This window comes from Nonomuraea zeae (genome assembly GCF_005889725.1).
GTDB classification, from domain to species: Bacteria; Actinomycetota; Actinomycetes; order Streptosporangiales; family Streptosporangiaceae; genus Nonomuraea; species Nonomuraea zeae.
Window position 1 is genome coordinate 1 of sequence record NZ_VCKX01000029.1, and the last position, 23581, is coordinate 23581.

The window sequence follows — 23581 nt, forward strand, 5'->3', positions numbered from 1 at the left end:
TGATACTGCAAAACACCCTACCAGGACCCGCCTGGATCAACAAGCCCAAGACCGAGAAAGACACCACAGAGAAGTCGACACAGAATTAGCCCAGCTCAACTGCCCTGATCAAATTGACGGGTTCCGGGCAGACGCAGGGGATGCTTTCTGTCGATCAATCTGAGGCATCTCGGCTTCCTCCCGGGTCGGGGACGACCTGGCAGGCGTCGCCTATCTCACCCTCACGGACGAGTCTGCCGATTGCTTCGATCATCGCGGTGATGCCGGGCCGGGGCGTGATGATGAGATCCGTCATGCAGAAGTGGAGGCGGTTCACCACGAGGCTGATCATCGGCGCGGCCCCGCCCCCGCAAGGCGGGTCACAGCCGGATCAGGTCGGCGACCTCCTCGGGCAGGCCGGGCGAAGTCAGGACATGGCCCATCCCGGGCACGACGTGCAGGACCGCGCCCGGAATCGCGGCAGCCAGGGCCTCGCCGTGACCGAGCGGCCAGAGCGGATCCTGGTCGCCGTGCACGATCGAGGTCGGCGCGGTGATCGACGACAGCGGGGCGAGCAGGTCAGGGGCGTCCCTCCATACGGCCAGGTCATGGTTGGCCGCGGCCGCCGGGTCGGTGGCCCGCGACAGCGCCAGCTCCAGCATCGCCCGGGCAGCCGGCTCGTCGAACGGCCGGACCGGCCCGTTGAAGACCCGGAACAAGGCCACGTCGGACTCCACACCCGGCGGCAGCCCGGCGGCCAGATGCGCGAGAAACGCCGGCGACGGCGGCGGCAGATCATCCGGGTCGGCCGGCTTCCCGGCCCTCGCCCGTGCCCACACCGGCCTCAGATCATGACCCATCGGCGAGCTGGACATCACCGTCAAAGACCGGACCCGGTCCGGCGCGTGCACCCCCAACCACTGCGCGATCATGCCGCCCAGGGAAGTCCCAGCCACATGAGCGGAACCCAGTCCGTAACCGTCCAGCACGGCCAGGCAGTCGCGAGCCATATCCCCGATCGTGTACGGGTGGGCATCGAAGTCGACGACGCTGGACCGACCGGTATCCCGATGATCGAATCGGATCACCTGAACCCCACGCTCCACAAGCCGCCCAACCAGCGCATCAGGGCAAAGGACACCCTGAGCGGCCGACCCCATGACCATCAACACAGCGGGAAGCCCAGGATCCCCGACCCGCTCAGTCCAAATCCGCAGCGGCCCGGAGGCCACAAATCGCTCGTGCGCATCCAACATGGAGGCACGGTAGCGGCTACCTGCTGCCGAACGCCCACATTTTCCGATGGCCCGGCCGGGAGCAGGGTGCCGAAGCCAGGAGAAAATCGGGAAAATCAAGAACTCGCCCAGCACTGCCCGCCTCATCGAGGGACAACGCACCATCGGCTGGCGCGAGGCACCCATCGAACGCGACATCGCCCCTGCGCGAATCGCGCTGGGCGACTGCGCAGGTGACTTCGGACATTGACGCTCCGTTCCAGAAAAGGTGGTTTGTCGGACGGTGACGTGGTCGGATGCAGCGGCGCCTGCGGGACAACATGTGACCTGCAACGCCCTTTGGCTGGGAATCTGCAACATCGTTTTGGCCGCGTACGGTGCGTATAGGGGCGGTGGTCAGCTGATTCCGATGACAAGAGTATCGCGGGCGATCAGGCGGTGACTGAACGGATCTGGATAGCCTCCGGCAGGCGTAGGCGACAGGCTCAGCGACCGTCCGTGAAAGCACCAAGGCACTTCGGGCAAGAAGGGGCGACCATCGTTCACTTGACCCAGCGGAGACGCCTGCACGGCCGTTCCACCTGACCTGGCCGACCCACCCGATCTACGGGTGGACTTCGAGCAGATCTTCAATGCGCACTTCTCCGAGATCCACCGCTACATCGTCAGGCGGTTGTCCGACGACGTCGCTGACGACCTGGCCGCCGAGGTGTTCCTGGCGGCCTATCGGGGTGGCTACGACGCCGCGCGCGGCGGGGTGCGTCCGTGGCTGTACGGCATCGCCACCCACCTCATCGCACGGCCGCCGCACCGAGATCCGTAGATGGAAGGCACTTAGCCGGACGGCTGAACGCGCCGTGCATAGTTCCGAGGACGCAGCCCTGGCCCGCGTGGCCGCAGGCCAGCTGACCGGCAAGCTGGCGGGGGCGCTGGCCGGGCTCAACCGTGGGGACCGCGACGTCGTGCTGCTGAGCGTGCTGGGCGACCTCAGCCACGCCGAGATCGCCGCCGCCCTGCGGATCCCTGCGGGGACGGTCGCCTCCCGGCTCAACCGCGCTCGCAAGCAACTCCGCAAGACACTCGGCGACGTCAGCCCTTTGGAGGAGATCCATGGATGAGCTGAGGCTCCTGGCGAGAGCACTGCCTGACGCTCCGCCACCCTCGGTGGAGGTGGTTGAGAACGCGCGCCTTCGGCTTGCCGCCGCACAGCGCATGCCGGTACGGCCAGGTAGAGCGAATCGCCGTGGCCTCGCCTGGAGATGGACCCTGGGAGCGGCCGCGACAACGATCGCCGTCGTCATGGCCGTCGTCAGGCTCGTGTCGAGCGTGACCGATGTTCCCGCACATGCTCGCGCCCACAGGCGGTAACGATGCCCTGCTCCACCTGGCGGACCAGATCGCGAAACTGCCGGAGGAGCGCGGCGACTACTGGCGGAGGCCGCAGCTCCACCGTGGGCTGATGAGGGTCCGGGCGGGCGGCGATACGTTCAACGTTCTCTCCTCGTCTCGAATCGACCTCTGGCAGCCGCGACCCCGGCGACCCCGTTCAGGTGGAGCAGAGGCAGCAGTTCGTCCGTCCCGCCACCGAGGCCGATGAGCGTGCATGGCGGGCGGCGGGTTCTCCGGTCAAGGTCCAACGCGTGTGCGCGCCGGGCACCCGCTCGGGCGACTGCGCGAAAGTCCAGATGCGGTTCAAGCCCTCACAGTGCGTTTACACGCGCGCAGTCGAACAGGGCCGCGTGCCCGGTTCACGCCTGAGTGGACTCACGCTGGCCGACCTCGCGGCGCTGCCCGGCGACACCGGACAACTCCGGGAGAAACTGCGAACCTACTGGAAGACCCGAAAGCCCAGCCAGCTCAGAATGAGCTTCGACAATTTCCTCCCCACCTCCTCCGCCCTTCTGGAGCTGCCGGTCAAGCCCTCGGTCAGGGCAGCCACCCTGCGTCTCCTCGCCGGACTGCCGACGACCAAGGTGCGTGGCTCGATCACGGACCCTCTGGGACGTCCGGGAATCGAGGTCACCTTCAGACAGAGCGCGCTCTTCTTCGACGAGTTCGGTACCGATGACGAGGTGCTGATGCGATACACCACCATCCTCGACCCGCGGACCGGCACCGTCTTGGCGACTACCGCGATCGCGGTCGAGAGCACGGAGGGGCTCGCCACGGGGACGCTCATGGAATATCAGGCATGGGCACCTGAGGCGGGCTGGACCAGCGAACGGCCACGCGGCTGCCGGCTCAGCAACCGTCCGCTCTCGTGACGGGCCGCCCCTGGGGCGCCGTGCGTCAGGCGCTAGCGTCACTGCCTCTCCGGCAGCGGGCGACTATCATTCTTCGCTTCTACGCGGACCTCACCGAGCACCAGAGCCCTCGGGTGGACGTGGCGAAGCGGACGATCAAACTCCGCGAGCGACGACGGCGCACTGCCGCTTCCTTGTTCGCGGCGGTTGGGTCGTCGTCACCCTCACAGCGACAATCGGCGTTCGACTGGACGGCCATCACGTAGGCGATGGCGCGGGTCGTTTGGCCGACCCGACGCAGACGGTGCCGCCTACTCGCAGGCATGGACGGCCGCCGAAGCGGATCAGGCGCGCGTCGGATCGAGGCGCCGACCGCCTTGGGCGGCTAGAGATGCAACTCTCGGGTTGCGCTTTCAGTCATGCGGTGCAACCTAGAGTTGCACCACAAGGCGGCAGCGAGGAGTCTCCTCACGAGCATGAATCGGATTGAGCGCGTTGCCGATCACCGCGCCCATGGAGTGGGTCTGACGCGCCCCCACCATCCACTCAGCCCGAACGCGAGCGCGACGCCCATCAGCGTGACTCTCCAATGGTTTCGCGCTGCGTCCATGAGGCGGGCACCGCAGCAGCCAAAGCGGTGTCCAAAAGCCGATTCAGGACGGTGGAACGTCTCGTCCCCGAGATCAGCCCGATTCGGCAGGACACCCCGCAACCTACCTGCACCGCAGCGCACGCCGCAGCCACTGAAATAGGAGAACGCCCGTGAGTGTCATCACCCCGTCCACCGGCCAGGTCAGGCCTCCGCCTCGGGACTGTACGGTCACTGGTGTAACTCCTGATCAAGGAGAACGCACCTGATGAGTACTGTGATCCAGGCATCGGCGGAGATCGACCTGGAGGACGCCGCGGTGGCGCGTAAGCCCAAGGACGCCAAGACGAAGGAGTCGGACCGGGAGCTGGTGGCCCGGCTGGTCGACCAGGCCCGCACCGAGGGAGTGGAACTGGTCGGCGAGAACGGGCTGCTGGGCCGACTGACCAAGCTGGTGCTGGAGTCCGCGCTGGAAGGTGAGATCACCGACTATCTCGGCTACGACAAGCACCAACGCTCCGGCGGCGAGACGACCAACAGCCGTAACGGCGCCCGCTCCAAGACGGTTAACACCGACGTTGGGCCGGTGGAGATCATCGTGCCACGCGATCGGGACGGCAGCTTTGAGCCGAAGATCGTGCGCAAGCGGCAGCGGCGCCTGTCCGGCGTGGACGAGATGGTCATCTCGCTGGCCGCCAATGGCCTGACCACCGGCGAGATCTTCGCGCACCTGGCCGAGGTCTACGGCGCCGACGTTTCCAAGCAGACCATCTCCACGATTACCGACAAGGTGCTGGAGGGCATGGCCGAATGGCAGAACCGGCCGCTCGATCCGCGATCTACCCGGTCCTGTTCGTCGACGCTGTCCATGTGAAGCTGCGGGACGGCCAGGTCGCCAACCGGCCGATCTACGTGGCGATGGCGGTCACCGTCGATGGCGAGCGCGACATCCTCGGGCTGTGGGCCGGCGACGGAGGCGAGGGCGCCAAGTTCTGGCTGCACATGCTGACCGAGATCAAGAACCGTGGCGTCGGTGATGCGCTGATGGTGGGCTGCGACGGCCTGAAGGCGCTGCCGCAGGCCATCGAGAGCGTCTGGCCACAAGCCGTGGTCCAAACGTGCGTGGTTCACCTGCTGCGCGCTTCGTTCCGGTATGCCGCCCGCCAGCACTGGGACGCCATCGCCAAGGGCTCAAGCCCGTCTACACCGCCCCGACCGAAGCGGCCGCGCTCGAGCGCTTCTACGAGTTCGCCGAGACCTGGGGCGGCAAGTACCCGGCGATCGTGAAGCTATGGGAGGACGCCTGGGCCGAGTTCGTGCCCTTCCTCAACTTCGACACCGAGATCCGCCGGGTGATCTGCTCGACCAACGCCATCGAGTCGGTCAACGCCCGGATCCGGCGGGCGGTCAAGGCCCGCGGACACTTCCCGAACGAGCAGGCCGCACTCAAATGCGTCTACATGGCGATCATGAGCCTGGACCCGACCGGCAAGGGCCGCAAACGCTGGATCACCCGCTGGAAGGCCGCGCTGAACGCCTTCGCCATCACCTTCGAAGGCCGCCTGACCCCAACCACCCGATAGAACAATTCAAGATCGAGATACACCACTGACTGGGCTCTGTCGCTCTTTCGGTGGTGACGGAGCGTCAGGCCAAGAGGATGCGGTGGCGGAGCAGCGCGAAGCCGGCTCGGCCGTGCATCTGGCGCATGATGCGTTTGGTCTTGGTGTTCACGCCTTCGGTGCCGCCGTTGTGGAAGGGCAGGGTGACGGCCGCATGGACGGCGTCGCGGTCCTGGTCGAGGCCGCGGATAAAGGCATGCAGGTGAGGGAGGTCGGCGGCGCGGGCGATGGCGATCCACGCGTCGAGACGGTCGGCGTTGTCTTCGCGTGGCCGAAGCAGGTCGGCGAAACCGCGGACGAGTCCCGCCAAGTCGATCATCTCGGGGCAGGCGGCGGTGAGGTCGTCCAGCAAGTGCCGGTGCTCATCCTTGAGGTTGTCCGGTTGAGTGAGCAGGAGCCGGGTCAGGCGGCGGGGCGCGATGGGTAGCCGGTCGGCTTCGACTCGCCCTTGGGTGATGTAGCGGTAGAGGAGGTTGAAGCTGCCCGGGTAGCCGAGGGCTCTGATCTCATTGAACAGGTGCAGAACGGGGACTGCGGGGTCTTCGGCACGGCGGCGGCGCAGGTGGTCGCGGTAGGGGTCGACGAGGGTGGGCCGGTATTGCGGGGCGCGTTGCAGGCGCATCGGTTCGGGCACGCGGGCGTAGCGTTTGACGGTGTTGAGGCCCAGGTTCAGCCGGCGGGCGCATTCCAGCAGGCCGACGCCCTTGCCGAGCAGGTCGTGGACCTGGTGCCAGCGTTCGCGGGTGGTCTGTGCACGCTTGCCGACCTTGATCGGGGGGCCGGCCTTGGCCCAGCAGGCGCTGTGTCCGGCCACTTCTTTGAGCACGGCCTCGCCGAAGTTGTGCCACAGGTGCCAGCGGTCACCGACTTGGGTGGCGTGGGGCAGGGCGCGGCGGATCGCTTCGGCGTAGGCGCCCGAGCCGTCCCGGCAGACCACCTGCACCCCAGGATGGGCGCGCAGCCAGGCCTCGAGCACATCGGCGGTGCGGCCCGGCAGCACGTCGATGCGCTGGCGGGTCTCGGCGTCGATGAGCACCGTGGCGTAGCGATGACGCCGACGCAGAGCGAAGTCGTCCACGCCCAGCACGCGAGGCACCCGCAACGCAGGCAACGGCAGACGCAGCAGCAGGCGCAGGGCAGTATGCCGCGATAAGCGCACGGCCAGCGCGGCTAACGCCCGCACGCTGGCGCGTCCGGCCAGTTCGCGGACCACCGCGCCGATCTGCGAGGTCAGGCGAAGGGCGCGGCGCTGGTAGCGTTCCAGCACCCCGGGCACCTGTTCCCGGAAGGTCTGGCGGCAGCCGCGGGTCGGGCAGACCAGGCGGCGCCTCCGCACCACCACCAGCACCCGGCGTCCATCGATCGCGACATCGGCCACACTCCGCCGGTGATAGCCGTGCACACGCGCTGTCTCGGCCCCGCAGCCAGGACAGGTGGCCGAGCCGTCCGGGGTCCGCGCGCGTAACCGAATCTGCTCGCCCTCGTCTGTCACCTCTTCCACAACGAGGGGCGATAGCCCCGAGAACACCGTACGTACGAGTCCGTCATCATCAAGCACAACTCAGCGTGACGACACAGCACGAACCGTCACCATCGAATCCGAGACAGAGCCGAAAGAGCGACAGAGTCGAGTCGGCTTGAGGCGCGATACTCAGATTTCTCTGAACCCGTTTCCTCAAGCCGCTCGCCGAACCCGCCGTGCGCCTCTCAACGCAACGGGCTCTCCACGGTCTCTGCCGTCATGTGGGTATGACCCAGGGGTTGGGGATCTTGCTGCTCCGCCAGCGATATCGGGTGACCGTGATCTTGGCGATGTCGAACAACTCGATCCCGTCCGTCGCCGTAATGGGCAGCCACCGCCCGATCGGGGTGGTGAACTGGCGTCGGACGTCCTTCCAGCTCCAGCGGTGCCGGACTTGCAGCATCCGGATCAGCCTCCACCACACGAACTGGTGAAGGCCGGAGAACCGGTCTTTGGCCACGGCGTGCTTGAAGTAGTTGGCCCAGCCGCGCATGATCTGGTTGAGCCTGATCAGCACGGACCTCAGGTCCTGTTGTGACTTCCTGTGGGTCTGGGCACGAATCTTGGCCTTCAACGACCGGATGGGCCGGTCTGCGATGAAGGTGTAGACGTACCACTTATCGGTTCCCCTCTTGCGGCGCCACTGGATGCGGAACCCCAGAAAGTCGAACCCGTCGCTCAAATGCACGATCTGGGTCTTGGCCGGTGACAGCTGTAACCCGATCGGTTCCAGCACTCTCGCGACGTCCTCGCGCACCGCCAGCGTGTCGGCCTGTGTCCCGTGGACCAGGACGACGAAGTCGTCGGCGTAGCGGACCAGCCGCCACGTCGGTAGCCCCTTGCGGCGGCGGTGTCCGCGCCTACCCTCGTTCGACATCGTCCCGCCCGGCTTCCATGGCTCCACCAGGTGCTCATCGAGCACCGACAAAGCGATGTTGGCCAGCAGCGGAGACAGGATGCCGCCCTGCGGCGTCCCGGTCGTATAGCTCTTGTTCTCACCGAGCTCGGTCAAGATCCCGGCTTTCAAGAACGCTTTGACCAGTGCCAGAACGCGTTTGTCCTTCACCCGGCGACGCACCCGCTCCTCAGGGCCGTGTGGTCGATCCGGTCGAAGCACGCCTCGATGTCCGCATCCAGCACCCACCGATAGCCTCGGGTGCCGAAATGATGAATCTCAGCGATCGCATCCTGAGCACGCCGGTTGGGCCGGAACCCATAAGAGACCGGCTCGAAGTCAGCCTCGAAGATCGGTTCCAGCACGAGTTTCAGCGCGGCCTGCACGACCCGGTCGGCCACCGTCGGAATCCCGAGGGCACGGACCTTCCCTGCCCCACCCGGTTTGAGGATCTTGCGTTCCCGAACCGGCAAAGGCCGGAACGAACCATCCTTCAGGAAGGTTCGCAGGTCGTCCAGGAACCCCGGAACACCGATGCGCTCCTCGACGTCGGTGACCGTCAGGCCGTCCACGCCGGGAGTACGTGCTCCGCGGTTGCCCGCAACCCGATCGAACGCCACGAGTAGCGTCGCCGGGTCATGCACGAAGTTGAACAGGTCATCGAACCGGCGGCCAGGATCAGCCGCCGCCCAACGGTGAAGCTTGGCCTGCATCTCCGATACCCGCCGACTCGGCCCCAGCGGGACCGCCTCCGGCCAGGCGCCGCCATTCGGCAGCGCGTCTTTCGGCATTGCAGCCTCCATCCCTTCTCGAAACCGCTGCCGCCCTTCGCCATGTGACCGGCTCTCCCGGCCTCGGACTACTACGGCGGCTCCGCCCCACCCCGGCCCGTTCAGTGGTCGATGCACCTATCCCGGCCAACGGGCTGGATGCCCACGGCCTGGAGCTGCGACCGGGTGGTTCCCGTTCACTGCGATTCGCTCGACGAAGTAGGAGCCCGACTTTGTCCCTGCGGCCTCGCCATGAGTACGCCGCAGACTTTCCTCATGGCCTCCCTGCCGGCAATGGCAAACCGGCCCAGGAGTTCCCCGCCCGCCTCGGCCGGCGGGTGCGCGCCGCGTCCTGCCCAGATCCACCAGATTCGAGCAGGCGTCCAGTGGAGGGACTTAACGACGTCGGTTCCTCTCGTACTCCTCTCCATCACGCTCACCGGACCCGCACCATCTGGCAGTACTGGCACGTCCCGGCTTTGTCAGGGCTGCTCCCGCCCTCCCCGGCATCACCCGGATCAGGCTGCCCTCAGCTTCACCGACCTGCTGCGACAGGCCGAAGGCGAAGGTCTCCCACCTCCGCTCAAATCACAGCGCCTCACGGCGCACGCCACTGACTGGACACACCCGCCGTAGAGATGGCGGTAGGTGAGCAGGTGGACGAGAGCGACGCTCGGTGGATCAGTGACACATTTCACAGCGACCGTCCCGGGCGGGAGATGATGGAACATGTCACTGGACGGTGGGTGCCGCTGGTCCTGGCCGCCCTGACGCCTGGGCCAATGCGCTTCTTCGAGTTGCGCCAGCGCATCGAGGGCATCAGCGAGAAGATGCTTTCCGCCAAACTGCGGACCCTGGTCCGCGACGGGCTGGTAGAGCGCATCGTGGAGCCAACCACCCCACCGCAAGTCAGTTATGAACTGACCCAGTTGGGTCAAGGCCCGTCCCGCCCGTTCGCCCAACTGGTCCGCTGGATTTCGGCGCACACCCCGGAGGTCATCGCGGCCCAGCAGCGCTAGGACCGCAGCGTAAATCCTGCGGGTCAGGTGATTCTGAGTCCGTAAGACAGATCGCGGCGATCTCCACCCACATCATCCGCTCGCTTGCCCACGCCCTCCTGGCGTTCGACGCCAGGGGGAGAGGGAAGCAACGCTCGCGCCCTCGCACCGCCAGCAGCGCTGCGCAGAGGACTTTTGGACATCTCCGCAGCGAACTCCAGAAATCGACAACAGTTGTCACTTTTCGAAGTCGTGTGCACAGCTGTCCTGGGGATCTCGGGTTCTGTGCTGAGACGCCGTCCTGCAAGAACACCTCCCTGGCCGGAACGCTCATCCGATGGGATGTGCAGCGGTATAGGGCCTCGTCATGCGTTGCATTCGGTCTTCCACTTGGCGCGGGCGCCGCTGCCGCACAGGTACGGGTTGCCGTCGCTGGCTGGAGACCGCTTGCGCAGCACACCGGTGTCGACGCGTTCGAGGATGAACGAGTCGCCCTTACGGGGATGGCCGGGCGGAGCGGGATGTCCGGATACGGCCTGGCCGGACTCGTTCTTGTAGATCACGGTGGCCACTGTGCCGATCAGACCGCGTGGGTCCATTGAAGGCGAGTTCGGCATGACCCGCGCACATGCCGACCGAGCTTGGGCAGGGGCCCGCGTTCCATACCTGGCTGCCTCGCAGGTTCGAGCCGATGGTCAAGACGAGGCCGTGTGTCTGCCATCTGCCGACGAACGGCAGGTGACTGCGGTCGCGCCCGCGCGGCAGCTCCACTGTGCCGTCGTCGCGGATAACGACGATCTCGTGGAGGGTGCGTGACACGCACCGGCGTCAGTCGGTCGAGGCCTCGGATGGGCGGATGACCCCAGAGAGACCTTCCACTCGAAGCTGCTTAGTGTCGGGAGAGTCACGCGCCATGCGCTGACCGCCAGTAACGCGGCCGCCAACGCCCGGTCGTGCGCCGGATCCCGAGTTCCGTGGTGCACCACCACGGCGCCGTCACGGCGCCGCTCCGTAACCGAACCGTTGGCCTCACCTTCGTAGGAGTTCGACGACCTGCTGCGGGCTTGGCCACCCGGGTACGCCGACTGCTGGTCGATTATCGGGACTGGGTGGTCATCTATGGCCCATCGCGATACGAGAAGCACCGTGCCGTCGACCGTGTCGATCGTCGGTGGCAGTTTGCGCAACACCCTCGTGATCTACATTGTAAAGGGCCGGGCGGCGCACAATATCTAGCCGAGTGACTAGCGGTCCTGCCCGGACATGCAATGGAACGGGCTTCGCCCGTACAGCCTCCAAAGATCAAGGGGCACGGAATGGTTATCGTTGGCGCCCGAAATGCGGCTTTCAAGAGGCTCGGGGTTCATCGCTCATGGCGTTTAGGAGAACGCCGCAGGACATCCCGGCGGCCGGTTAGAAGGTCGCAGCGCCGCCACCGCTCGGCTCGGGGAACGCCTTCTCGACTGGTTGGTCAGGTGACGGACCGGAGGATGCCCGAGCCGTCGCTGGCATGGACGACGGCGCGCCGCAGCTGTGCAGTCGGGGCCGGTCATCACCCGGTCAACCATATGGGGTGATTGTCGTCTCGTCCGGGGCCGCAGGGAGTGTGCGCGCAGTGCCGTGTGCAGGATGGCCAGACCGGCGGCAGTCGGTGTGGGCCGACGAAGCCTGACAGCAGTCGAAGTTCCTTCGTACGGCCCCGGGTTGGACTTGCGAGCCAGGAGGCATTGTTGGCGTTGATGGGTAGGTCGATGTAGCTATGGCGCGCCATTCTTCGCCCGCGAGGACGGCAGCGACGGCGGTGTAGAGCTCAGTGTGGCGGGTCGGTACGGCGTTGGTCAGGTACAGCATGCACACGGCCTCGGCGGCTGCCTCCAGGCCGGGATCGCCGGGCACGATGAGCAGGTCGGTCGCGATGGCGTGCCACAAGGCCGCGTCATCGGTGCGGAGGGCGTGGCTGGCCCGGGTTAGGTCGAGGGAGTGTTTGGTGCGGCGGACGGCGCCCAATTGCCGAAGTGCTCGGCGCATAAACGGGGGCCTCGTAGGTGTCGCGTTCCTTGTGCGGTCCTGTGGCTGTGGAGCATCGCCGGCTGAACCGCTGCCATCCCTCGGCGAGCACCGACCGGGCCAGGGTGTGGTTGACGGTGAGCGGGATACCTCCCTGATGAACCATGTCCAGCAACCGTTGAAAAGGGCGCGAGGATTTTCTCGGTGCCGTCCGGGATGACGGCCGGGCATGACGAGCACCCGAACGAAAGTCCCGTTAGCGGATGGCTACAGCTAACTATTTGATCTTCCGGTCGTCCTGCTTACCGGGGACTGCCGTCGAGCTTGGAATGCCAACGCACTGCGGCGTCCCGAACGCCGGCGAGCCGGGGGCAACAGCATCGGAGGGCCCTTGCCGTACGAAACGGTTGGGTTGCAGGATCCACCCCGAGGCGAACCGGTGCAACGGGAAATCCGTCTGTTCACACCAATGCATGGCTCTTCGCACTGGGCGAGAACACTATGGGCGCAAACGACTGGAGGAGGGGGAGCCTGTGATGATGCACCTGGCCATACGGCTGGTTCCCGTCGGCGCCACCACTTTGATCATCGCCCTGACGGGAGAACTCGACGCCACCACCAGAGCCGTGCTGCCATCCTTCCTGGATCCGATCCCGCAGTCGCCGGTGACGGACGTGATCGTGGAGGCCACGCACCTGTGGTTCTGCGACGTGAACGGGCTTGCGCAGCTCGCCATCACCCAGCGGGCTATGCAGGCCAAGGGCGGCCGCCTGGCCGTGGCGGAGGCGCATCCGCCCCTGTGCAGCCTCATCGCGCTGATGAGCGAGCGCTCCGAGCTTGTGATCCCGCTCTACACCGGCATGCCCGAGGCTCTCTCCGGCACTGACGTCGAGATGTACGAGGCCCCGGCGCCGCCCGCGCCCGTGCGCCCGTGCGCCGCCACCTGCCGCGCCTGCGCACCATGCGACGCGTGCCCGCCCTCAGCCACCAGCCCCGCCCGCACTCCGAGCCGCCGCCCTGAGTCGACCGGAACGTCCGGTCGGGTCTTGCGCATCGGGGCTATGACATCGCTCAGCCGCAGGCCTGTCGCAGGTCGGCATACTATTGACCAGCTTGTGCATCAATCCCGCAGCCAGCACTTATGAGAAAAGCGCCATGCTGCTCGGCAGCACTCTCATGACCAGCGACTCTGCCCAAGCGGGGACCCGCAACGAGGAAACCCTCACGCTGCTTGACGAATTTGAGCGAGCCGGGCTACTCAGCATCGACGGGGAACCAGGCGAGCGCGCGACGATCGCCGTCATGATCGCTCCCGAGGATCCGTTTGAAGGCGAGGGTGCCGAAGCACAAGCCGGCGCACTCGTCTCCTTGGCAGCCGGAATGGATGCGGTGAGCCGAGGCACCGTACTCGCTGGCGGTAACACCTCCACCCTTCCCGGCGGCCTCATCGCCGCCTTGCGCGCCAAAGACGAGACCGTCAAGCACGTCACCACGGTTGCCACCGCCGATACCCCCTTGGGATATATCACGGTCGTCTATGCCCTGCGGGAGCAATTGAACGGGCGTGCGGGTCAGTACGGCACGGGCACAGGAGCCTCGTCATTCCCGCTCACGACGTCGCACGCGACCCCATCTCCCAGCCGGTAGAAGGAAGCGTCACCGCTCCAGCTCGATGCCCTGGCGGCCAGCGGCTACGACGAACTGGTCATGGAGAAGGAGTCGGGCAAGCGCGGTATCGCGCGACCAGCATGGGAGGCGCTCTTAGAGGTCCTAACAAAATGATCTAGAGCCGAGTCCCGTGGCGTTGCTGGTCGTTGATCTTCGTGTGAAGAAGGGCGAGCAGTTACCGTGGATGGTGCAGGACAGCCTGTGGGAGCGGATCGAGCCGCTGCTGCCGAAGGTGGAGCGGCGCCGGCGCCATCCGGGACGTAAGCGGCTGGATGACCGGCTGGCGTTGCAGGGCATCTTGTTTGTGCTCTACACCGCGATCCCGTGGGAGTTCCTGCCGCAGGAGCTCGGGTTCGGCTCAGGCATGACCTGCTGGCGGCGGCTGCGCGACTGGCACCAGGCCGGAGTGTGGGACCGGCTGCACCAGCTCCTGCTCGCCGAGTTGCACGCCGCCGGTCAGCTTGACTGGTCCAAGGCGGTGATCGACAGCTCCCACATCCGGGCGCTCAAGGGCGGCCCAAAACCGGGCCGAGCCCGGTCGACCGCGCCAAGCCGGGCTCGAAACACCACGTCATCACCGAAGGCGGAGGCATCCCCCTCGCCGTCTCCCTGACCGGCGGCCACCGCAACGACGTCACCCAGCTCATGCCCCTGATCAAAGCCATCCCGCCGGTACGCGGCCGCGTCGGCCGACCACGTCAGCGGCCCGACTGCCTGTACGCCGACCGCGGCTACGACCACGACAAGTACCGCCGCCTGGTCTGGCGCACCGGCATCAAACCCATCATCGCCCGGCGCGGCACCCCACACGGCTCCGGCCTGGGCATTCACCGGTGGGTCGTCGAACGCACGATCGCGCTCCTGCACTGGTTCCGCCGCCTGCGCATCCGCTGGGAAGTCCGCGACGACATCCACGAAGCGTTCATGACCCTCGCCGCTGCCATCATCTGCTGGCGACGCCTCGTCCGCTGATCTTTCTGTTAGGACCTCTTGGTGGGCATTTGATTTGAGTAGATTGCGGCTTATGCGCTAGTAGGTGCCTCGCCAGGTTGGCGTGGTCTCGTCCGTTATACGCTTCGTGAGATTGTTGATCGGGGCGATGTGGATCATGGCTTGGGAGCTGGTGGGCAGGGTCTCATAATCGCGGGTTAAACGGCGGTAGAGCATGAGCCAGCCCAGGCTGCGTTCGACGACCCAGCGGCGTTTAACGACATGGAATCCGCGAGTTTCGGCTTTTCTGGAGACGACTTCCACGTCGATGCCTAATGCGGCGCCGTGTTCGATCAGGGCGTTCTTGAAGCCGGTGTCGACCCAGGTTTTGGATATCGTCGGGTAGGTGCTCTTGGTTTGGTCGAGTAGCCCTTTTCCGATGACGTTGTCGGACAGACCTGCGGCGGCAACGCTCACAGCGAGGATAAGTCCGAGCGTGTCGGTGACGATGCCGCGCTTGCGACCGACGATCTTCTTGGCGGCGTCGGTTCCTTGGCTGGTGAGGGGCACGCTGGTGGAGGTCTTCACACTCTGGGTGTCCATCACGCACGCGGTTGGTTCGGCCGTACGGCCTTCTTTGACACGGGCCAGGCCGGTCATCTCGTAATTGAGCTGTACAAAGATTCCCTCATCGCGCCAAGCTGCGTAGTGGTCGTAGACGGTGCTGTACGACGGGAAGTCATGCGGCAGGTATTTCCAGGCGATTCCCGTACGGTTGACATACAGGATCGCGTTGAAGACGTCGCGTAGTTCGACCGAGGCGGGTTGACCGGTGGGCCGGCGGTCGAGCCTGGCTTGCCGCCAAGCGGTCAAGGTGGGTTCGATTAAGGCCCAGCGGGCGTCGGATATGTCGCTGGGATAGGGCTTTCGCTCGCTCATGGCGGAATTTCTACCCGACATATGTGATCGATAGTGATCCTCGGCGGGGTCGTGAACTTCTACCGCATTCCTAGACCAGACGGAATTCGAGCATCATTTGCTGATGAAACGGACGCCCTTGCCGGCGGCGAGGAGTGAGCAAATTTGTGCCTATTGGACAAAGAGCCCAAAGCCTGTCGAGACAAAGCGGGTACATGACATCGAGTCATGCCTAAACCCCCACTCAGCTGGCAACCCACCGGCGACCAACTGCACGGTTCAGCCCCCTACCTGGGGCACAGCACGTTGAAACTATGGCTCTGGCCTCTGCCGCCGGCCGGGCCCTTCGAACTCGGCGTGGAATGGTCCAGCGGAGGCGTCGAACTGAGCGTCGCCCAACTCGACGGCGCAGCCATCGTGTCCGCTGCTCAGCAGTCAGTCCCGTACCGGCCGGATCACCAATAGAGCGAGATCTTCGACAGGCTCGATCGCGGGCTCGCGGACGAGATCCAGCCTCAAAACAGGGCAGGCGCAGCGACATGGCGCGCACGAAGCCGCCAACCTGCACACCAAGACCTCGTCAGCCTCACGCTGCCGGGGTCTTCTTACATCGCCACATCCTCACGCCGGCTGGCGCGTTCATCCTCATCTTGAGTGTCCGGGAACAAATCCTCCGCGTCCTCCAAGTCGAGGAGCATTGGCCTGGCTCCCGGGATCAGCAGTACGGCGGTGTCCGGGACTGGGCCGTACAGCCGGCGGATGGCCTCCAGCGTGTCACTGACCTGACACAGTGGCTGGTGCCAGCCGAGCCGTTCCTCTGCGCCGTCCCTATGCCAGTAGGTCACCCCGATGGAGCACGCCATGCGGCTTCGAGGCAGGTCAGCCCCGCGCTCACGAACGGGTCCGCCAGGGGGCGGCCGATCGCTGCCAGTCCGGCGCGTCAGGACCAGTCCATCAGCGGCACCGCCCCTCTGCGCCTGTCCGGCTATCGTGAGGCGATCGCCGCCCACGGGCTCGCGGAGATCACGGCCTCGGTCGAGCGCTACCACCGCGCCGAAGGAGCGTCCGCGATGGCCAGGCTGCTGGACGCGCCGTCCCCGCCGGACGCAGTCTTCTGCTTCAACGACCTGCTCGCTCTGGGCGCCCTGCGCACGGTGCTGGCCTCGGGCCAACGCGTTCCCGAGGACGTGGTGGTCGGCCGTCGAGGCGATCAAGGACCATGACCGACGCCGCGGAGCAGCTATCCCCGCCCCGCGACCATCGAACCGGCAGCCACAAACTGACTTCCGGGCAGGACGCGTGGCGAACCCGGTTCGGGGCGGCGGCTCGGGGAGACGGACCGGCGGCGGCAAGACCGACACCGCGCCTCGGCGCCGACCGCACAGGCGCACTGAGCAGTTCCCCGAAACTCACTTTGGCAGGAAACCTGCATAGATTTGCAGTTTTGTGCCTGGCGCTTGGGGCGTGGCGATCTGATGCTGACCTTCAGTCATGTAGATCGAGTCGCGTCGTGGACATTAGCACGCGGTGAGAGCCGATGACGCCGCACCCGAATGGAAAAGGATGTTCCGGCAGGGGGTGGTCGCGGCCGCCACCGCGGGGGTCCGAGGAAGCGGGTTGCGAAGTCTCCGCGGAGCGGGCTTGGGAGAGGTCCACCTGAGGGCGCGCGACCCTCTGAGCCTCGCCCGCCGTTCGCCGGCGGGCGAGGAGCATCTGACAGGCAAATCACCGACAAGAACCCCGGCGAGGCCTCACGCACCGGGCGCGGCACGGAACAGCCCAGGTAATCCAGGGACGAGAGCAGGAAAGATGATGACAGATCGCCCACCGCGACGGCCACGAGCCGTCGCAGTGATCACGGCGTTGGTGACGGGAATCGCGATCGCGAGCGTACCGTCGCAGCCAGCGGCTGCCTTGCCTGTCACAACCGTCGGCGTCCAGAAGGAGCCGGTCGTGGCGGCTCGCTACGCCGAACGGGTGAAGGCCCCATCGGGCCAGGTGAAATCCTGGCGGGCCACGGCGCCGGTGTGGCCGGCGCGAGGCGTCGCCGAGGTCGAGGTGTCCGCCGCGGGAGCCACAGCGGCGGACAAACGTGGCGCCCGCGCCGGCGACTTACCCGTGTGGGTGGACGCGGCGGCGGGAGCGGCGGCCACGGCCGATGGCGGCCCCGCCAAGATGCGGGTGGAGTCGCTGGGCAAGGTCGAGACCGCGGGGGCGGAAGGCCTAGCGCTGCGGATGACCCGCGCCGACGGTCAGGCGATGGATGTGCCGGCCCGGCTGACCGTCGACTACAGCGCCTTCCGGTTCGCCTACGGCGGCGACTGGGCGTCCCGGCTGCGGGTGTGGCGCCTGCCGGAGTGCGCGCTCCGCACCCCGAAGGAGGCCTCGTGCCAGGGCGCCATGGTGACGTCGGTCAACGACGTCGGCGCGGGTACCGTGTCGGCGCAGGTCACAGTGCCCGGCTCCGCGGCGGAGCCGGGCGCGACGGCCGCCTCGGGCACGCTGCTGGCGGTCGCGGCCGAGCCGTCCGGGTCCGCCGGTGACTACAAAGCGACGTCGCTGGCGCCGTCGGCGACCTGGAGCGCCGAGGGCAACAGCGGGAACTTCTCCTGGTCGTACCCGGTACGGGTGCCGCCGGGGCTGGGCGGGCCGCAGCCGGCCGTCACGCTGGGGTACTCGGCGGACAGCGTCGACGGGCGGACGGCCGCGGTCAACAGCCAGCCCTCCTGGGCCGGTGAGGGGTTCGACTGGCACCCGGGTTTCATCGAGCGGCGCTACATCGGCTGCGCGCAGGACATGGCAGCCAAGAACGGCAAGCCGGCCAGCAACAAGGTGGCGACCGGCGACCTGTGTTGGGCCACCGACAACGCGGTGTTGTCGATGCAGGGTCACGCCGGTGAGCTGATCAAGGACGCCTCCGGTGGCGACACGTGGCGCCTGCGTGCCGACGACGGCACCAGGATCGAGCGCAGGACCGGAGCGGCCAACGGGGATGACGACGGCGAGTGGTGGCTGGTCACCACGACCGACGGCACCCAGTATTGGTTCGGCGGAAGGCCGGGATCGCAGTCGGCGCTGACGGTGCCCGTGTTCGGCAACCATGAGGGCGAACGGTGCTACAGGACGACGTTCGCCGCCTCCTCCTGCACCCAGGCCTACCGCTGGCAACTGGACCACGTGGTGGACCCGCACGGCAACACGATGCGGATCTCGTACACGAAGGAGACCAATCGCTACGGGCGCAATCTCACTGCGGCGGACGCGGTGGAGTACGACCGGGCGGGTTACCCGCAGACGATCGAGTACGGCACGCGCGGCACCACCGACCAGGCCCCCATGCGCGTCTCGTTCGGCCTGGGCGACCGATGCCTGAGCGCGTGCGGCGAGAACAGGAACTGGCCGGACGTGCCGCTCGACCTGAAGTGCTCGGCTTCCCCGTGCGGGTACACGCAGGTCTCCCCGTCGTTCTGGATGACCAAGCGCCTGGCCTCCGTCACCACTCAGGTACTCGACCCCGGCATCGGCCAGTACGCCGACGCGGAGTCCTGGACGCTGACGCACGCCTTCCCGGCGGTGGAGGACTACGGCACGCCCGCGATGTGGCTGGCGAGTATAGCGCACAAGGGGCTCGCGGGAGCAGGCGCCGACGTCGCCGTGCCAGAGGTGCGTTTCACCTCCGAGCTGCTGTCCAACCGTGTCGACACTCGTGAGGACACCTACCCGGCGATGAACCGGCACCGGATCAAGACGATCACCGACGAGAACGGCGGCGTGACCGACGTCGTGTACGCCCCCGACGACTGCGTCGCCGGATCGCGGACGCCGGACGAACGCAACCTGCACGACAACGCCTACCGGTGCTATCCGGTGCGCTGGACCCCCGCGGGGAAGACCGAGGCGATCACCGACTTCTTCCACAAGCACGTGGTGCAGTCCGTCACGGTGGCGGAGGTCGGCACCGGGAGTCCGACGTCCTCGCCGAAGGTGACCACCGGCTACACCTACAACGGCACGCCGGCCTGGCACTACTCCGACGACGACGGGATGGTCAAGCCGGAGTACAAGACCTGGTCAGTGTGGCGGGGCTACTCGTCGGTGACCAGGACGGTCGGCGAAGGTGCCCAGCAGATGCGCACCGAAAAGCGCTACTTCCGCGGCATGCACGGCGACAAGCTGCCGTCGGGCACCCGCGTGGCCGAGTTGCCGGCCATCACGGCGAACGGCGTCCCCTCGTCCAAGGACGAGGAGGCCTTCGCAGGACGGCTGCGCGAGGCCATCATCTACGACGGCCAGGCGGAGGTGTCGGCCGCGGTCAGCCAGTACACCCAGTCCGAGCCGACCGCGTCGCGCACCCTCGGCGGGGTGACCGTGCACGCGCGCATGGTGCACGAGTCGGCCTCGCACACCCGCACCACGCGTGACGGGGCACGGGCGCCGCGCACCACCACGACCACCCGGCAGGTCGACGGCTACCGGCTGCCGACGGCGGTGGACGAGCGCGGCGACGACAACGTCGCCGGCGACGAGAAGTGCACACTGACCGAGTACGCGCGCGACCCCGGCACCCCGATCGTGGACAGCCCGTCACGGGTACGGACGTTTGCCGCCGACTGCGCCACCGCCAAGGACGCCGAGGCGAACAACACCCTGCGCGAGGAGCAGGTCATCGCCGAGGAGCGCACCTCCTACGACCACAAGCCGTGGGGGCAGGCTCCCAGCGCGGGCGACGTTACCCAGGTGGAGACCATCGGCGGGTTCAGCGGCGGGAAACCGTCGTTCGTGGTGGAGAGCAAGGCCGACCATGACGACTACGGCCGCGTCACCGACGCATGGGACGTGCGCGGCGCCAAGACCGGCACCGTCTACACCCCGAAGTCCGGCGGGCCGGTGACCAGCACCACCGTCACCGGCCCGCTGGGCTGGGTCACCACCACGGAGCAGGACCCGGTCTGGGGCGAGCCGACCAGGATCACCGACCCCAACGACCGGGTCACCGACCTGACCTACGACGCCATGGGCCGCCTGACCGCGGTGTGGCTGCCAGGCCGGGACAAGACGACCTATCCGGGCACGCCGAGCTCACGTTTCTCCTATCTGGTACGCAACAACGCCGCCACGGTCGTGACCAGCCAGACGCTCTCCCCCGCGGGCGACGCGTACGACACCACGCATGTGCTGTACGACGCACTGATGCGGGAGCGGCAGACGCAGACCTCCGACGCCACCGGCGGCACCGGGGCCGTGGTCACCGACACCTTCTACGACTCGGCCGGGCGCGCGGTCAGGAAGAACAACCCGTACCTGGCGTCGGTCGCACCCAAGACCGACCTGATCCAGCCGGACGCGTCCAGCAGCACCATCTCCGCGGCGGACGTGACCGTCTACGACGGGGCGGGGCGGGTGTCGGCCGAGGTCCGCATGAAGGAGATGCCGCCGGCCAGCGCTGGGGGCACGGAGCTGTGGCGTTCCACCCACCACTACGGCGGGGACCGGGAGGACCTCGTCCCGCCTGGCGGCGGCATCGTCACCTCGACGGTGAGCGACGCGACCGGCCACACCGTGGAGTTGCGTCAGTACCGCCGGGCCCAGGACGTGGGCACGGCCGCCGAATCCGACAAGACCGCCTACACCTACAACGCCAAGGGTCAGCTCACCCGGCTGGTGGACGCGGAGGGGAACACCTGGCAGTACGGCTATGACCTGCGCGGGAAGCGTACCAGGACCGTCGACCCCGACACGGGCACCACGGTGACGGCCTACAACGCGGCCGGCGATCTGATCACCAAGACCGACAACCGCGGTGAGACCGTCGCCTACACCTACGACGTGCTGGGCCGCCCCACGTCGGTGCGCGACAAGAGCGTCACCGGCGACCCGCGGGTGGAGTTCACCTACGACACGCTGGCCGACGGCACGTCCGTCCGCGGCCGGCCGGTCAAGTCCGTCCGGTACGCCGGCACCGGCCAGTACGTCAAGGAGATCAAGGGCTACACGATCGGCTACCAGCCCTCCGAGGTGACCCACACCATCCCGGCGGCGGAGAAGGGGCTGGCCGGCGAGTACACGTACAAGATGACCTACTACGCCAGCGGCCTGCCCAAGACCATGCGCCTGCCGGCGGCCGGAGACGTGGGGCAGGAGGAGCTGACGTTCGGATACACCACCACGGGCGAGCCGACGACCCTGTCGACCACCCTGGGCGCCACCCTGGTGACGAACACCCGTTACACCAGCTTCAATGAGCTCGGCACCGTCAAGTTGAAGAACAGCACCGGCCAGAGCGTGGACGTGGCGCGTACCTACGACACGCACAGCCGGCGGCTGGCGCAGATCGCCACAGTCCGGCAGCAGTCCCCGACCGCGGTGGCCGATCTGCGCTTCGGCTACGACGGCAGTGGCAACGTCACCGAGATCGCGGATCAGGTCTCCAAGGACTACCAGTGTTTCACCACCGACCATCTCAAGCAGGTGCGCGAGGCGTGGACGCCCGCCACCGAGGGCTGCGGCACGGCGCCCGGCGCCGCCGTGCTGGGCGGGCCGGCCAAGTATTGGCACACCTACGACCACGACGCGATCGGCAACCGCGTCAAGACGGTGCAGCACGCCACCTCCGCCGGTGACCGCACCACGACCTACAGCGTGCCCGCCGCCCACAAACTGACCGCCGTCTCCACGGGGAGCGAGACCTCCGCCTACGCCTACGACTCCGCCGGCAACGTGGTCTCCCGGCCCGGCCCCGCCGGAACTCAGACCCTCACCTGGGACCCGGAGGGCGAGCTCGCCCAGAGCGTCGACGCGTCCGGCCCGACCTCGTACGTCTACGACGCCGGCGGCGAGCGACTGATCCGCACGGACCCGTCCGGCAAGACGCTGTACCTGCCGGGACAGGAACTGCGCTACACCAACGCCACCGGCACCACCTCGGGGACGCGCTACTACACGCACGCGGGCCAGCTCATCGCGACCCGGGCCGCGGGGAAGCTGACCTGGATGAGCACCGACCACCATGGCACAGCCGTCGCGGCGATCGGCGCCGTGGGGCAGACGGTGGCGCTGCGCCGCCAGACGCCCTTCGGCGAGCAGCGGACCGGCGCCGGGACCTGGCCGGCCACCATGGACAAGGGCTTCGTCGGCGGAACCCAGGACCCCACCGGCCTGACCCACCTCGGCGCCCGCGAGTACGACCCGGCGCTCGGCCGCTTCACCTCGGCCGACCCGCTGATGAACCTGGCCGATCCCCAGCAGATCAACGGATACCACTACGGGAACCAGAATCCCGTCACTCTCAGCGACCCCGACGGCCTGTTCTCGCGCTCCTGCCCGGACGGAGTATGCAGCGACGGCCGCGGCGGCGCCTACCAGCACCGGGCCAGTAACCCGGCGACCAGTTACAACCCGAAGCCGCGTCCATGGAATCCGGCACTCCCGCCGGCGCGTACGCCGGTCAACAAGAGTAAGGCGAACTGTCCCGACGGGCAGGCCCCTTGCGCCGGGGCAATCGGTTCGCGGGTTACCAAGCAGGACATCCTGGCCGGCATACGGGACGATCTCGTCAAGAGACTGAGTGCCCTGGCCGCGATACGGAAAGCTCTCGGGCCGACCGACGAATACTGCAAGGATGGCTTTCTCGGTGTCGAACGATGCAAGTCCATCGAGTACACGGATAAGGGTCTCAAGATAACCGAGACGTCTTCGGTCTTTGGCAGGGACTTCTTCACCCGGACGACGACTGTGCCTACCTATGGACCGGGCCGGCAGCAGGTGAGCTGTCACATCGATGCCGATGGCAACAAAAGCGGGTGTACGGTCCTGCGGGACGACAGCATCACCACGAAGACGAACGGGGCTTGCATTCAGTCCACCATCGGAATGGGCGCCGGAGTGACAGGAGTGTTCGCCGCCGCCCCGGCCATCGTGAGTCCCGCGAGTCCGGCTGCCGTAATAGGCCTTGCGGCGGCTACGGCCGGAGCGTACGGGGGGTTGATGGGAGTCTTTCGCAATTGCTGACCGAACGCCGCCGATCCGGGGGGATCGGCGGCGGGAGGCAAGCTCCTGTGGCGGAAGAGCGGCGCAGAACGGCAGATTAACGACTGGCGTGACGGGTGGGCGATCCCGATCCTGATCTCGTAGTCGGGGATTGATGTGAGCCGCTCGTGCACCGGGCGGGGCGATCGGCCAGCTACGCCCCCTGGTGTCTCGTCTGCA

At 67.0% G+C, this 23581-nt stretch carries 15 protein-coding genes and 1 pseudogene; 10 read left to right on the forward strand and 6 right to left on the reverse strand.

Annotation, left to right across the window (positions count from 1 at the left end; genetic code table 11):
* Positions 1–359: 359 nt before the first annotated feature.
* Entirely contained in the window at positions 360–1235 is an 876-nt protein-coding gene (locus tag ETD85_RS12275; protein ID WP_138689795.1) for an alpha/beta fold hydrolase, read from the reverse strand.
* 589 nt (positions 1236–1824) lie between these two features.
* On the opposite strand from ETD85_RS12275, the gene ETD85_RS65670 reads away from it, so the two are divergent.
* The 4 genes and pseudogenes from ETD85_RS65670 to ETD85_RS12290 all read left to right on the forward strand — a co-directional run bounded on the left by ETD85_RS65670 (position 1825) and on the right by ETD85_RS12290 (position 5629).
* Positions 1825–2037, forward strand: a complete 213-nt coding sequence (locus tag ETD85_RS65670; RefSeq protein WP_240779104.1) for an RNA polymerase sigma factor — start codon at positions 1825–1827, stop codon at positions 2035–2037.
* 34 nt (positions 2038–2071) lie between these two features.
* Entirely contained in the window at positions 2072–2332 is a 261-nt protein-coding gene (locus tag ETD85_RS65675; RefSeq protein WP_240779105.1) for an RNA polymerase sigma factor, read from the forward strand.
* Positions 2333–2764: 432 nt separating this feature from the next.
* On the forward strand, positions 2765–3478 hold the full coding sequence (locus ETD85_RS12285) for a hypothetical protein (RefSeq protein WP_138689796.1): 714 nt from the start codon (positions 2765–2767) through the stop codon (positions 3476–3478).
* A gap of 836 nt (positions 3479–4314) precedes the next feature.
* A pseudogene (locus ETD85_RS12290) lies at positions 4315–5629 on the forward strand (IS256 family transposase).
* Positions 5630–5693: 64 nt separating this feature from the next.
* Here the strand turns inward: ETD85_RS12290 and ETD85_RS12295 are convergent.
* From ETD85_RS12295 to ETD85_RS66790, 3 genes are all read right to left on the reverse strand, one after another.
* Positions 5694–7226, reverse strand: a complete 1533-nt coding sequence (locus ETD85_RS12295) for an ISL3 family transposase (protein ID WP_138689797.1) — start codon at positions 7224–7226, stop codon at positions 5694–5696.
* Positions 7227–7407: 181 nt separating this feature from the next.
* Positions 7408–8256: a group II intron maturase-specific domain-containing protein gene (locus ETD85_RS66785; RefSeq protein WP_206058266.1), complete on the reverse strand. Its 849-nt coding sequence runs from the start codon at positions 8254–8256 to the stop codon at positions 7408–7410.
* Positions 8253–8876 (reverse strand): reverse transcriptase domain-containing protein, encoded by a 624-nt coding sequence (locus ETD85_RS66790; protein ID WP_206058267.1) that lies wholly within the window; start codon positions 8874–8876, stop codon positions 8253–8255. The genes ETD85_RS66785 and ETD85_RS66790 overlap by 4 nt, the downstream gene beginning before the upstream one ends.
* A 635-nt stretch (positions 8877–9511) precedes the next feature.
* On the opposite strand from ETD85_RS66790, the gene ETD85_RS12305 reads away from it, so the two are divergent.
* A complete protein-coding gene (locus tag ETD85_RS12305) occupies positions 9512–9874 on the forward strand; it encodes a winged helix-turn-helix transcriptional regulator (protein WP_240779106.1) in 363 nt (120 codons plus the stop codon).
* 344 nt (positions 9875–10218) lie between these two features.
* On the opposite strand, the gene ETD85_RS12310 is transcribed toward ETD85_RS12305, so the two are convergent.
* Positions 10219–10416 (reverse strand): hypothetical protein, encoded by a 198-nt coding sequence (locus tag ETD85_RS12310; RefSeq protein WP_138689799.1) that lies wholly within the window; start codon positions 10414–10416, stop codon positions 10219–10221.
* A gap of 1980 nt (positions 10417–12396) precedes the next feature.
* Here ETD85_RS12310 and ETD85_RS12315 point away from each other — a divergent pair.
* The 3 genes from ETD85_RS12315 (at position 12397) to ETD85_RS12325 (ending at position 14500) form a co-directional block, all read left to right on the forward strand.
* Positions 12397–13005, forward strand: coding sequence for an STAS domain-containing protein (locus tag ETD85_RS12315; protein WP_170246642.1), 609 nt, complete (start codon positions 12397–12399; stop codon positions 13003–13005).
* Positions 13006–13015: 10 nt separating this feature from the next.
* Complete coding sequence (locus ETD85_RS12320) at positions 13016–13507, forward strand: copper transporter (RefSeq protein WP_138689801.1); 492 nt, start codon at positions 13016–13018, stop codon at positions 13505–13507.
* Between the two features lie 205 nt (positions 13508–13712).
* Positions 13713–14500, forward strand: a protein-coding gene (locus tag ETD85_RS12325; RefSeq protein ID WP_138689848.1) for an IS5 family transposase whose coding sequence is annotated in 2 segments (ribosomal slippage) — positions 13713–14046 and positions 14046–14500 — 789 coding nt in all. Because the reading frame shifts where the segments join, the coding sequence is not laid out codon by codon here.
* 57 nt (positions 14501–14557) lie between these two features.
* On the opposite strand, the gene ETD85_RS12330 is transcribed toward ETD85_RS12325, so the two are convergent.
* Positions 14558–15397 (reverse strand): IS5 family transposase, encoded by an 840-nt coding sequence (locus tag ETD85_RS12330; RefSeq protein ID WP_138689802.1) that lies wholly within the window; start codon positions 15395–15397, stop codon positions 14558–14560.
* Positions 15398–16206: 809 nt separating this feature from the next.
* Here ETD85_RS12330 and ETD85_RS65690 point away from each other — a divergent pair.
* A complete protein-coding gene (locus tag ETD85_RS65690) occupies positions 16207–16599 on the forward strand; it encodes a substrate-binding domain-containing protein (protein ID WP_240779107.1) in 393 nt (130 codons plus the stop codon).
* Positions 16600–17329: 730 nt separating this feature from the next.
* Positions 17330–23383, forward strand: a complete 6054-nt coding sequence (locus tag ETD85_RS12340; protein ID WP_138689804.1) for an RHS repeat-associated core domain-containing protein — start codon at positions 17330–17332, stop codon at positions 23381–23383.
* The last annotated feature ends 198 nt before the right edge of the window (positions 23384–23581 follow it).